The organism is Cupriavidus sp. WGlv3 (assembly GCF_023952475.1).
In the GTDB taxonomy this organism is placed as follows: domain Bacteria; phylum Pseudomonadota; class Gammaproteobacteria; order Burkholderiales; family Burkholderiaceae; genus Cupriavidus; species Cupriavidus phytorum.
The window spans coordinates 68838-81169 of sequence record NZ_JALHRX010000020.1; the positions used below are offsets into that span (position 1 = coordinate 68838).

General features: G+C 70.0%; 8 protein-coding genes. 7 read left to right on the forward strand and 1 reads right to left on the reverse strand.

Translation table 11 applies throughout. The features are described from left to right. From MKD38_RS25355 to MKD38_RS25385, 7 genes are all read left to right on the forward strand, one after another. Nucleotides 1-630 carry a TRAP transporter small permease subunit gene (locus tag MKD38_RS25355; protein ID WP_252681255.1) on the forward strand — a complete coding sequence of 210 codons (630 nt, stop codon included), beginning with the start codon at nucleotides 1-3 and terminating at the stop codon, nucleotides 628-630. After that, a complete protein-coding gene (locus tag MKD38_RS25360; protein ID WP_252681258.1) occupies nucleotides 627-2555 on the forward strand; it encodes a TRAP transporter large permease in 1929 nt (642 codons plus the stop codon). The genes MKD38_RS25355 and MKD38_RS25360 overlap by 4 nt, the downstream gene beginning before the upstream one ends. A gap of 34 nt (nucleotides 2556-2589) precedes the next feature. Then, nucleotides 2590-4056: an MFS transporter gene (locus MKD38_RS25365; RefSeq protein WP_252681261.1), complete on the forward strand. Its 1467-nt coding sequence runs from the start codon at nucleotides 2590-2592 to the stop codon at nucleotides 4054-4056. A 445-nt stretch (nucleotides 4057-4501) separates the two neighbouring features. After that, nucleotides 4502-5902: an HlyD family secretion protein gene (locus tag MKD38_RS25370; protein ID WP_252681263.1), complete on the forward strand. Its 1401-nt coding sequence runs from the start codon at nucleotides 4502-4504 to the stop codon at nucleotides 5900-5902. A 23-nt stretch (nucleotides 5903-5925) separates the two neighbouring features. Continuing rightward, nucleotides 5926-7269 (forward strand): hypothetical protein, encoded by a 1344-nt coding sequence (locus MKD38_RS25375; protein ID WP_252681266.1) that lies wholly within the window; start codon nucleotides 5926-5928, stop codon nucleotides 7267-7269. A 2-nt stretch (nucleotides 7270-7271) separates the two neighbouring features. After that, the gene (locus MKD38_RS25380) at nucleotides 7272-9233 is read left to right on the forward strand and encodes a glycosyltransferase (protein WP_252681269.1); all 1962 of its coding nucleotides are present in this window, start codon (nucleotides 7272-7274) and stop codon (nucleotides 9231-9233) included. Nucleotides 9234-9273: 40 nt separating this feature from the next. After that, nucleotides 9274-11127, forward strand: a complete 1854-nt coding sequence (locus MKD38_RS25385) for an efflux transporter outer membrane subunit (protein WP_305882535.1) — start codon at nucleotides 9274-9276, stop codon at nucleotides 11125-11127. A gap of 27 nt (nucleotides 11128-11154) precedes the next feature. Here MKD38_RS25385 and MKD38_RS25390 read toward each other — a convergent pair whose 3' ends face one another. Continuing rightward, nucleotides 11155-12327 (reverse strand): acetyltransferase domain-containing protein, encoded by a 1173-nt coding sequence (locus MKD38_RS25390; RefSeq protein ID WP_371925747.1) that lies wholly within the window; start codon nucleotides 12325-12327, stop codon nucleotides 11155-11157. Between the last annotated feature and the right edge of the window lie 5 nt (nucleotides 12328-12332).

Sequence of the window (12332 nt, forward strand, 5' to 3'; positions counted from 1 at the left end):
GTGCAACGCCTGCTGCTGGGTATCGACTGGCTCAGCACCTTCGTCGGCCAGGCCGCCTCGTGGCTGATCATCGGGCTCACGCTGATGATCAGCTACGAGGTGTTCTCGCGCTATGCGCTGGGCGCGCCGCACGCCTGGGTGTTCGACGCCAGCAACATGTTGTACGGCACGCTGTTCATGCTGGCGGGCGCCTACACGCTGGCCAAGCGCGGCCACGTGCGCGGCGATATCCTCTACGGCTTCCTGTCGCCGCGGATGCAGGCCGGCATCGACCTGGTGCTGTACCTGGCGTTCTTCTTTCCCGGCGTGATCGCGCTGGCCTGGGCAGGCATCGACTTCTTCGAGGTCTCGCTGGCGCAGAACGAACACTCTTCCATCGCCGCCGACGGTCCGCCGATCTATCCGTTCAAGGCAGTCATCCCGGTGGCCGGCGCGCTGCTGCTGCTGCAGGGCGTGGCCGAGACCATCCGCTGCGTCATGTGCCTGCGCAGCGGCTACTGGCCGCTGCGCGAAGGCGATGTCGAAGAAGTCGACGTCGACAAGCTCAAGGAGATGGTGCAGGGCACGCCCACGGCCGAGCTGGCCGAATCCCCGCCCCCGCGCGACCAACCGCCGGGAGCCGGCCGATGAGGAAAGAACTGTGGTTCGGCGTGTCGCTGATGGTGCTGATCATCGGTGGCGTGGCGTGGTTTATGCCCGCACCGGGGGACTGGACCAGCGGGCACCTGGGCCTGCTGATGCTGGCGCTGATCGTGGTGGCTATCATGCTGGGTTTTCCCACCGCGTTCACGCTGATGGGCATGGGCGTGCTGTTTGCCTGGCTGGCCTACCGCCACGCCAACCCTGAAATCGCGGTACAGCAGACCCTGGACCTGATGGTGCAGCGGGCCTATGCGGTGATGACCAACGATGTGCTGATCTCGGTCCCGCTGTTCGTGTTCATGGGCTACCTGGTCGAGCGCTCGAACCTGATCGAGAAACTGTTCCGCAGCCTGCACCTGGCGCTGGCATGGATCCCGGGCTCGCTCGCGGTGGCCACGCTGGTGACCTGCGCGATCTTCGCCACCGCCACCGGCATCGTCGGCGCGGTGGTCACGCTGATGGGCCTGCTGGCCTTCCCCGCCATGCTGCGCGCTGGCTACAGCACCTCGCTGTCGGCCGGCGCGGTGACCGCCGGCGGCTGCCTGGGCATCCTGATCCCGCCGTCCGTGCTGCTGATCGTCTACGGCGCCACCGCGGGTGTGTCCGTGGTGCAGCTCTATGCCGGCGCCTTCTTCCCCGGCCTGATGCTGACCGGGCTCTACGTGCTCTACATCGTGCTGCTGGCCAAGCTCAAGCCCGCGCTGGCGCCGCCGCTGCCGGAAGCCGAACGCGTGGTGCCGCTGCCGCCGGTGGCGCGCACGCTGCAGGCGCGCGGCGCCACCCATGCCCTGCCGGCGCTGGGCGCGGGCCTGATGCGCGCACTCAAGGGCCCGCGCAATGCCGAGGTGCCGAGTGCCGTGTTCGCGCGCCAGCTCGGCATCGTGCTGCTGCCGGCGCTGGCGACGGCGCTGGTGATGGGGACGATCTACAGCGCGGTCACGGCGCCGGCCGCGAGCATCGCGGTCGAGGCGCCATTGTCGCTGGGCGGCGCGGAGGAAAGCAGCGCGGCGGTGGACGACCTGGCGGCGCCGCCATCGGAAGAACCGGCGGCGCCGGCCGCCGCGGCACCGGCCACGCCTGCCGCACCGGCCACGTCCGCCACGCCCGCCGCCACCGAGGCCGAGGCACGGCCGCCATCGACGCCTGCCGCCGCGGCCGTCGCGGCACCGCGCTGGTTCTGGATCACGCTGGCGGTGGTGGGCCTGCTGCTGGTGTATTTCTACTGGCGCTTCAGCTTTGCGCGGGTGGAAATCTTCAAGATGCTGCTGACGTCGTTCTTCCCGCTGGCGCTGCTGATCCTGGCGGTGCTGGGCTCGATCGTGTTCGGGCTGGCCACGCCCACCGAGGCCGCCGCGGTCGGCTCGCTCGGCGGCGCGCTGCTGGCCGCCGCCTACCGCCAGCTGAACTTCGGCGTGCTCAAGGAATCGGTGCTGCTGACCGCCAAGACCAGCGCCATGGTGTGCTGGCTGTTCGTGGGCTCGTCGATCTTCTCGGCCGCGTTCGCGCTGCTGGGCGGGCAGGCGCTGGTCGAGCAGTGGGTGCTGTCGATGAACCTGTCGCCGGTGCAGTTCATGATCCTGGCGCAACTGATCATCTTCCTGCTGGGGTGGCCGCTGGAATGGACCGAGATCATCATTATCTTCATGCCTATCTTTATCCCGTTGCTGGACAACTTCGGCATCGATCCGCTGTTCTTCGGGCTGCTGGTGGCGCTGAACCTGCAGACCGCGTTCCTGTCGCCGCCGGTGGCAATGGCGGCGTTCTACCTGAAGGGCGTGGCGCCGCCCCATGTCACGCTGAACCAGATCTTCCTCGGCATGCTGCCATTCATGGGCATCCAGGTGATAGCGCTGGTGCTGCTCTACGTCTTCCCTGAAATCGGCCTCTGGCTGCCGACCGTGCTGTACCGCTGAGCGGCGCGGCCCTCGTTTCCTATACTGGTTGGCGATGCCAACCGATACCGCCGTCGCCAGCCCGCCGCCCGATACCGCCTTCCGCACCGACATTCCCGGGCGGCTCGACCGTCTGCCGTGGTCGCGCTGGCACTGGCGCGTAACGATCGCGCTGGGCATCGCGTGGGTGCTCGATGGCCTGGAGGTCACGCTGGTCGGCTCGGTCGGCGCGGTGCTGGAGCGGCCCGATACGCTGGGATTGAGCGCGACCGAGGTGGGCTGGTCGGGCTCGCTCTACATCGCCGGCGCCGTGCTGGGCGCACTGGTGTTCGGCCGCATGGCCGACCGGCTCGGCCGCAAGCGACTGTTCCTGGCCACGCTGGCGGTCTACATGGTGGCCACGCTGGCGACCGCGTTCGCGCCCGACTTCGCCTTCTTCGCCGCCTGCCGCTTCTGCACGGGCCTGGGCATCGGCGGCGAATATGCCGCCATCAATTCGGCCATCGACGAACTGATCCCGGCGCGCGTAAGGGGACGCGTGAACCTGGCCATCAACGGCAGTTTCTGGCTGGGCGCCGCGCTGGGCGCGGGGCTCAGCCTGGTACTGCTCGATGCGCGCGTATTCGGCCCGGTGTGGGGCTGGCGCGCCTGCTTCGCGCTCGGCGCGGTGCTGGCGGTGGCGATCGTGCTGGTGCGCCGGCATGTGCCGGAGAGTCCGCGCTGGCTTGCCACGCACGGCCGGCTGGACGAGGCCGAGCGCATCATCGCCGCGATCGAGGCCGAAGTGCGCGCCAGCCGTGGGCCGCTGCCGCCGGTATCTCCCGATTGCGCGGCGGTGGCGATGCGCCGCCGCGCCGCCCCGGGCGTGGGCGAGGTCATGCGCCTGCTGCTGCGGCGCTTTCGCCAGCGCAGCCTGATCACGCTGGCGCTGATGGTGGCGCAAGCCTTCTTCTACAACGCCATCTTCTTCACCTATGCGCTGGTGCTGTCGCGCTTCTACGGCGTGCCGGAAGCACGGGTGGCGCTGTATATCTTTCCGTTCGCGCTCGGCAACGCGCTGGGCCCGCTGCTGCTGGGCCCGCTGTTCGACCACGTCGGGCGCCGGCGCATGATCGCCGCCACCTACGTGCTGTCCGGCATCGGCCTCGCGCTGACCGGCTGGGCATTCGTGCAGGGCTGGCTCGACGCGCGCACACAGGCGCTGTGCTGGTCCGCGGTGTTCTTCCTCGCCTCGGCCGCGGCCAGCTCCGCCTACCTGACCGCGAGCGAGGTGTTTCCGCTCGAAATGCGCGCGCTGGCGATCTCGGTGTTCTACGCCGTGGGCACCGGCACCGGCGGCTTTATCGCGCCGCTGCTGCTGGGCGCATTGATCGAGAGCGGCAGCCGCGAAGCGGTGGCGGCGGGCTACGGCTTCGGCGCGGCGCTGGTGATCGTGGCCGGGCTGCTGGCCTTGCGCTTCGGCATCGATGCCGAACGCCGTCCGCTGGAGCATATCGCGCCGCCGCTAGGCAGCGACGATTAGCGCATCTGCGCGAGCCCTCCGCAATGCCGTATTAAGCAGTGCTACAGCCTCCTCTTACACATTCTTACAGCAAGCGAAGGGGCAACTGACTAGCCTTAACTCACCCGCGGCGGCCTGAGTGCGTGAATCTTTGCTTCAGCGGGCCGCCATGTCTTGGCCAATCCACTGGCCATTGTTCAACTCTGCCTGGATGAAGCCGGGCAACTCTACGGGCTGCACGCCGCTGCATGCGGTATGTCGGTCCGATTGCAAGGTGCGCCGATACGGCCCAGCCACATCGCGCGTGCTGCAGACAACAAGCTGAATTGGGGACTTGCAAGCCGGGCCACGCGCGACAGCCCTTGCGCGACGCCACACGCTTGCCTGACGGATACGCTCGCCCGGCATCCATGCGCCGGATGCCGGCGGGGATGCTTTTTGACTTTGCTTGCCGGAGAACAACACCATGGCCGACCAGCGCAACAACCCGCCGCCGCGCCCCCACTCACTGACCCCGGCCCCGCTGCGCCAACCCTCTGGCGACGGGCTGGTGCAGCGCCCGCAGCCGGTCGCCGTGCCGCTGTGGCATATCGTGCCGCGCATGGCGGGCTACGGCGTGGTGCTGTTCATCATCTGGGCCGTGCTGACGATCATGTTTCCAAATGTGTTTACGCGCTCGTCGGAACGCGCGGTGGTGAACAACCCGGTCAGCCTGGTGACATCGCCGGTGGAAGGCGTGGTGATGAAGCAGATGGTGGCCGCGGGCCAGCCGTTCACGGCCAACCAGGCGCTGATGGTGGTGCAGAACCCCAACATCGACCGTTCGCTGCTGGTCGACCTGACCGGCAAGAAACTCGACAACCAGCAGCGCTATGACTCGGCCAAGGCGCGGCTGGAAAGCAACCGCCGGCTGATGGCCGCTACCGATCAGGACCTGCAGCGCTACAACGGCGCCGCGCAACGCGAGCACGCCGCGCGCGTGCGCGCGCTGGAAGCGCGCCTGGCATCGGCCAAGGCCCAGGAAGACCAGCAGCAGGAAGTGGTCAACCGCAACCAGGGCATGCAGTGGGCCGGCGCGGTCAGCGAGGCCTATACCAACGCCTCGCGCTACCAGCTGTCGATGCTGTCCAACGCCAAGGCCGCGGCCAAGGCCGAGCTCGACAACGCCATCGGCGAAAGCCAGGCGTCGCGCAACAAGATCTATGCGTCGTCCACCGACGGTCCCAGCGCCACGCTCGCGCAGCGCCGCCAGGTGCTGGGCGCGGAAGCGGCCCAGCTGACGGCAGAGCTCGAGCAGCTGGAAGCCTATGGCAAGTCCGTCGACACAATGATCGCCACCGAGCAGGAACGCATTGATCGTCTCTCCAACCTGGAGATCCGCTCGCCCGAACCTGGCACCATCGAAGACCTGATCGCGCAGCCAGGCACGCGCGTCGCCGCCGGCGCCACGCTCGCGCGCGCCAGCAACTGCGCGCAGACCAGCGTGGTGGCGGTATTCCCGCGCAGCCTCAGCGACAACCTGCTGCCCGGTGCGCGCCTGAACGTGCAGGTCGACGGCGTGCCCACGGCGCTGCCGGCCTCGGTGGCCGAGGTGCTGCCGCGCGCGCCGGATGGCGACCAGGCGCGCTACTTCGTGCCGTTCCCGCCGATCGAGAAGAACGAGATCTATGTCATCGCCAGGCTCGACCGCCCGCTGGGCAACCTGCCGGCAAAGGCCGGCGCGGCGTCCGGCAGCGCGGCAGCGCCCGCTACCGCGGGCACGGCCAAGGCGGCGGCGCCGGCGCAGTCCGGGCACTGCGGCATGGGCCGCTGGGCCCGCGTCACGCTGAACCAGAGCTGGCTGGGCCAGTTGCGGGCCTCGCTGTAAGCGCCCGCGCCAAGGAGAGCCGGATGCGATTGCCGATTTCGACCGCACGCCTGCCTCGCCTGGTCGCCGGCGCGCTGCTTCACGCCGTGCTGGCGCTGGCGCCGATCGCGGCGCGTGCCGCGGATCCCGCGCAGCAGGCCATGCTGGCCGAAGGCTGCAAGGCACTGGCCGATCAGGTCAGCCGCGCCGGCGGCAACGGCGCGCTGTTCCTGCCCAGCTACGAGCCCGCGCCCGGCGGCGAGCCGCTGGCGCCGGCGCTGCGCAATGCCGCCTTCGTCTACGACAACGCGCTGGCCGGCATTGCGCTGGTGGCGTGCAAGCGGCCCGCGGAAGCGCGCCGCATTGCCGATGCGGTGCTGCAGGCCACCCGCCAGGACCGCCACTTCCGCGACGCGCGCTTGCGCAACGCCTATCGCGCGGGGCCGCTGCCGGCAGGACCGGCGCCGTTGCCCGGCTGGTGGGACGAGCCCAGCAAGCGCTGGTTCGAAGACGCCTACCAGGCCGGCACCGCCACCGGCAACGTGGCCTGGGCCGCGCTGCTGCTGCTGGCGGTGCATGACGCCACCCGCGATGCGCGCTATCTCGACGGCGCCGCGGCGCTGATGGGCTGGGTGCATGCCACCGTGCCTGATCCGGCCGCGCCGGCCGGCTATATCGGCGGCTTCTTCGGCCATGAGCCCAAGCAGATCCGCCAGGGCTGGAAATCGACCGAGCATAACGTCGACACCTATGCGGCCTTCAGCTGGCTGGCCAGCCTGCGCAACGATCCGCGCTGGCGCGACGGCGCGGCGCGCTCGCGCGGCTTTGTCAGCGCCATGTGGCAGCCGCGCGAGGGCCGCTTCATCATCGGCACGCACGACGACGGGCGCGCGCCCAATGCCGGCCCGTCGGCGCTGGACGCGGTGCTGTGGCCGCTGATCGCCTTCCCCGACCCGCCGCAGGACTGGCGCCGCAACCTGGCCTGGGTCGAGGCCAGGCACCGCGCCGGCGCCGGCTACGGCTTCAAGGGCAGCCCCGACGGGATCTGGACCGAAGGCACCGGACAGGCCGCGCTGGTGCTGCAGGCCGCCGGACAGGCGCAGCAGGCTGCGCCGCTGTGGCCGCTGCTGCGTGCGCAGCGCGCGCCGTCCGGGATGCTCTATGCCACGCCGCAGGCGCGCGTCAGCACCGGGCTGTCGATCGGCCCCACCTCCACCACGGAGGACTTCCACTACTTCCACCTGCCGCACCTGGGCGCCACCGCGTGGGCGGTGCTGGCCGCCGCGCGCTGGAACCCGTTCCGCCCGGGCGGCTGCCTGGAGCCATCCTGCCCGCCGCCGGCGATTGCTGCCGCCGGCACCGCCAGTGCCACCCCCGACAAGGACTGACGATGTTCGCCCTCTTCCTGGAAAACCAGACGCTGCTGGTCATCAACGGCGGCGTGCTGCTGGCCATGGTGCTGCTGTCGCTGCTGTGCCGGCACGAGCGGCCGGCGGACCGCATCCTGTTCGGCGGCGTCACCGCGCTGCTGCTGGGCGTGTACCTGACCTGGCGCATCCGCGAAACCCTGCCCGACTGGCAGATGACCTTCGCCAGCGTATGGGCCCATGTGTTCTTCACCTTCGAATGCATCACGCTGGCCTATACGCTGCTGTCGATCGTGGTGCTGGCCCGCACCAGCAACCACACGCCCGATGCCGACGCGGGCGAAGCCGCGCTGCGCCGCGCGCAGCAGGTGCCGCCGGTGGACATCTTCATCGCCACCTACAACGAAGGCCTGGAGATCCTGGAGAAGACCATCGTCTCGGCGCTGGCGATCGACTATCCGGACTTCCGCGTCTGGGTGCTCGACGACACCCGCCGCGACTGGCTGCGCGAGTTCTGCGAGCGCGTCGGCGCCAACTACGTGACGCGTCCCGATAACGCCCACGCCAAGGCGGGCAACCTCAACAACGGCCTGCGCCACAGCGCCGCCGCCGGCGGTGCGCCCTACATCCTGGTGCTCGACGCCGACTTCGCGCCCCATCGCAACATCCTGCTGCGCACCGTGGGCCTGTTCGGCGACCCGCGCGTGGGCGTGGTGCAGACGCCCCAGTTCTACTACAACGCCGATCCGATCCAGTACAACCTGCGCGCCACCGAATGCTGGGTCGACGAGCAGCGCGCCTTCTTCGACGTGATGCAGCCGGCCAAGGACGCGTGGGGCGCGGCGTTCTGCATCGGCACCTCGTTCGTGGTGCGGCGCGACCTGATCGATCTGATCGGCGGCTTCCCCACCGGCACGGTGACCGAGGACATCCACCTGACCTACCGGCTGCTGCCGCACGGCTATATCACGCGCTGGCTCAACGAGCGCCTGAGCGTGGGCCTGTCCGCCGAGGGCTTGCCCGAGTACATCAGCCAGCGCAGCCGCTGGGGGCTGGGCACGATCCAGGTGGCGCTGACCGCCGACGGGCCGCTGCGCGGGCGCGGCTACACCGGCATGCAGCGCCTGCACTATGTGCACGGGTTGCTGCACTGGCTGTCGCGCCCGTTCACGCTGATGCTGCTGGCGGGGCCGCTGCTGTACTGGTACTTCGGCGTCTCCACGCTGTACGGCGAGCCGCTGCAGTTCCTCGCTTACGGCCTGCCTGCGCTGGTGGCGTACTGGGCGTACAGCATCTGGATCACCGGGCAGCGCGCGCTCCCGATCTTTACCGAGGTGACGCAGATCGTCGCGGCGCTGGCGGTGACCGCGTCGCTGGTCAGCGCGATGTTCAAGCCGTTCGGACGGCCGTTCAAGGTCACCAACAAGGGGCTGGACCGCTCCAAACTGGTGATCCACGGCAAGTTCGCCGCGCTCTACGCCGGCTTGCTGGGGTTCTCCGCGCTGGGGCTCGGCCGTGCGCTGATGGTGGACCCCGACGCGCAAGGGCTGGCCTTCAACACCATCTGGACCGGCGTCGCGCTGATGCTGTACCTGGCCTCGCTGCTGGTGTGCGTGGAGTTGCCGCGGCCGCGCAAGGAAGAGCGCTTTCCACACCATGCCGCCGCGCTGCTGCGCGTCGACGGGCGCGAGTACCGCGTCGCCACCAGGGACCTGTCCTGCAACGGCGTAGCCGTGATCACGCCGCTGGCGCCGGCGTTCCGCCCCGGCATGGAAGGCGCGCTGTGGCTGGCGCAGACCGGCTGGATCCCGTGCCGCGTGGTACGCCGCGACGGCCAGCTGCTGGGGATCTCGCTGCATACCAGCATGGCCGCGCGCCACGCGCTGATCCGGCTGCTGTTCACCGATCCCGCCCACAACATTGCCCGACAGGGGCAGCCCAAGCTGGCGATCTCGCGCTTCATGCGGCGCGCGCTGATGGGCTGACCTCCTGCTGCTCCCAGTCTTTCTCTCTCCGGAACCATCCATGCGAAGCCTGCCCCGCCCCCGCCGCCATGCCGCCCTGCCACCACGCCTGCTGCTGCCTGGCGCGCTGGTAATGGCGCTTGCCGCGTGCACGCTGGAGCCGCAATACCAGCGCCCCGAAGCCCCGGTCCCGTCGGCGTGGCCCGACGGCGCGGCCTACCGCACCTCGCAGGCCAAACCGGCCAATGGCACCGCGCAGCCGGGCCAGCCGGCGCAGCGCCCCGGTCCCTCCGCTGCCGACCTCGGCTGGCGCGATGTCTTCGTCGACCCGCAGCTGCGCCAGCTGATCGAGCTGGCGCTGGCCAACAACCGCGACCTGCGCATGGCTACGCTGGCCATCGACGAAGCGCGCGCGCTGTACCAGATCCAGCGCGCGGCGCAGTTCCCCACCGTGGAAGGCAGTGCCGGCATGGTGTCGCAGCGGCTGCCGCAACGGCTGCGCGCGGCGGGACAGTCGCCGCAGATCACCACCTACAACGCCGGCATCGGCCTGACCGCGTTCGAGCTGGACTTCTTCGGCCGCGTGCGCAGCCTCAAGCATGCCGCGCTGGAGGAATACATGGCCACCGAAGAGGCGCGCCGCAGCGCGCAGATCAGCCTGGTGGCCGAAGTCGCCAGCGCCTACCTGACGCTGCGTGCCGACCGCGCGCTGCTGCAGCTGTCGCAGGACACGCTCAAGACCCAGCAGGACGCGGCCGAGATGGTGCGGCGCGGGCGCCAGGTGGGCGCGATGGCGCAACTGGACCAGCATCGCGCGCAAACCCAGGTGCAGACCGCGCAGGTGGGCGTGGAGCAATACACCCGGCAAGTCGCGCAGGACGAGAACGCGCTGGCGCTGCTGATCGGCGGGCCGCTGCCCAAGTCGGTGACCGATGCCGGCGCGGCGCCCGCCAATCCGAATGCCCCGGCGCCGGATCCGCTCGACGCGCGCATGCTGATGCGCGAGTTCCCCGAAGGGCTGCCCTCCAGCGTGCTGGTGCGCCGGCCCGACATCCTCGACGCCGAGCACCGGCTCAAGGCCGCCAACGCCAATATCGGCGCGGCGCGCGCGGCGTTCTTCCCGCGCATCTCGCTGACCGGCGCGCTCGGCGTGGCCAGCAGCAGCCTGGCCGGGCTGTTCTCGGGCGGCATGGCGTGGGTCTTTGCGCCGCAGCTGACGGTGCCGATCTTCGATGCTGGGCGCAACCGCGCCGGCCTCGACGCGGCCAACGTGCGCAAGGACATCAATATCGCCAACTACGAGAAGACCATCCAGACCGCATTCCGCGAAGTGGCCGACAGCATGGCGGCACGCGCCACCTACGAGCGCCAGGTGCAGGCGCAGGAAGCGCTGGTGCGCGAAGGCAGCGAAACCCGTCGGCTGTCGGAGATGCGCTTCAAGAACGGCGTGGACGACTACTTCGGCGTGTTCGACGCGCAGCGAGAGCTCTTCACCGCGCAGCAGGCGCTGATCACCTACAAGCTGGCCGGGCTGACCAGCCGCGTATCGCTGTACAAGGCGCTGGGCGGCGGCTGGCGTGAACTGACCGAGGCCGCTCCGGTAGCGAGCGGCGGGACCAATGCGGCGCCCGCTGCCCGGCCGCAAGCCGCGGCGCGGCCCCAGGTCGCCGCGCAGCCTCAGGCCGTGGCGCAACCGCAAGCCGTCGCGCGACCTCAGGCAGTGGCGCAGCCGCAAGCTGTCGCGCAGCAACAAGCCATTGCGCAGCCGCAAGCCGTCGCACAGCAGCAGCCGGTCGCGCAGCCTCAAGCCGTCGCACAGCAACAACCCGTCGCGCAGCCGCAGCCCGCGACGCAACCGCAGGCGCCGGCCACGGCGACGGTGCAGCCGGCCGCTGCCGCCACTGCACCACGCTAAGGCTCGCGCGATGGGGCGCGGCGCTGGTCAGAAGTACTTCAGCCAGCGCCAGTCCCGCCGCGTCGCCTTCAGCGCCGCGAACCAGCGCACCGCCGGCCACAGCAGCAGCGCCAGCACCATTGCCGCCAGCCACAGCTGCCAGACATGGTCCAGGCCGAACACGCGCCCCTGGTTCAGCCCCCAGCGCTGCACACACAGCTGGTACAGGCCCTGCAGCACATACAGGTGCAGCAGGTAGAAGAACATCGGCACCGCGCCGAACACGGCCAGGCAACGCGCCGCCCGGCCGCCCTGCACGCGCTCCAGCCACAGCAGCAGCAGGCAGCCGGTGCCCAGCGTCAGCAGCAGGAACAGCAGCGACGGCGGGTACTTGATCACGTTGAGGAAGCTCATCGCGGTATGCAGCGCATCCGCGCCGGGCATCCACTTCTGTTCCTGTCCGTAGCCGTTGAGCGCGCGCAGCCACGCAAACCCTGCCAGCCCCGCCAGGCCGCAGGCGGCCAGCCTCAGGTGGCGCGCAGGGGCAGGCATGGCTGCGGCAAACCACGGCCCCGCCGCATAGCCCAGCGCGATCACGCCGATCCACGGCAGCACCGGATATGAGGTGCGCACGCGCAGGCCATCGGCCACCTCGATCCAGGTGCGGTCGTGCAGGATCGCCCAGGGCACGTGCCAGGCACTGTCAGCCGCGAAGTGCAGCGGGCTCAGCAGGTTGTGCCCCGCCACCAGTGCCACGCCTGTCGCGACCAGCGCCGCGCGCGGCAGCCACACCAGCGCGGCCAGCGCCATCATGCTCAGGCCGATGGCCCAGATCACCTGCAGGTAGATCACCTGCGGCGGCAGGCGCCAGGTCCAGGCAAAGCCCACCAGGGTCAGCTCCAGCAACACCAGGAACAGGCCGCGCCTGAGCAGGAAGCCGCTGACCGCGCGCCGGTCGTGCCCGGCGCTGCCGTAAAGCCAGGCCGAGACGCCCGCCAGCGCGATGAACACCGGCGCGCACAGGTGGGCCAGCAGCCGTGAAAAGAACAGTGCCGGCGAGGTGGCGGCGACATCCATCGGATCGGCGACCGGCACGTGCAGGAAGAACATGTCGCGCACGTGGTCCAACAGCATGATCAGCATCACCAGCCCACGCAGCGCGTCGATCGACAGCAGCCGGTGGGGCGGGCCAAGGGCAGTCCGCGCCAAGGATGACGGCATCATCG

Bases quoted from the DNA above. Each gene is read 5' to 3' on its own strand.
- MKD38_RS25360 (WP_252681258.1), top strand. From the start codon at position 627: ATGAGGAAAGAACTGTGGTTCGGCGTGTCGCTGATGGTGCTGATCATC.
- MKD38_RS25365 (WP_252681261.1), top strand. From the start codon at position 2,590: ATGCCAACCGATACCGCCGTCGCCAGCCCGCCGCCCGATACCGCCTTC.
- MKD38_RS25370 (WP_252681263.1), top strand. From the start codon at position 4,502: ATGGCCGACCAGCGCAACAACCCGCCGCCGCGCCCCCACTCACTGACC.
- MKD38_RS25375 (WP_252681266.1), top strand. From the start codon at position 5,926: ATGCGATTGCCGATTTCGACCGCACGCCTGCCTCGCCTGGTCGCCGGC.
- MKD38_RS25380 (WP_252681269.1), top strand. From the start codon at position 7,272: ATGTTCGCCCTCTTCCTGGAAAACCAGACGCTGCTGGTCATCAACGGC.
- MKD38_RS25385 (WP_305882535.1), top strand. From the start codon at position 9,274: ATGCGAAGCCTGCCCCGCCCCCGCCGCCATGCCGCCCTGCCACCACGC.
- MKD38_RS25390 (WP_371925747.1), bottom strand. From the start codon at position 12,327: ATGCCGTCATCCTTGGCGCGGACTGCCCTTGGCCCGCCCCACCGGCTG.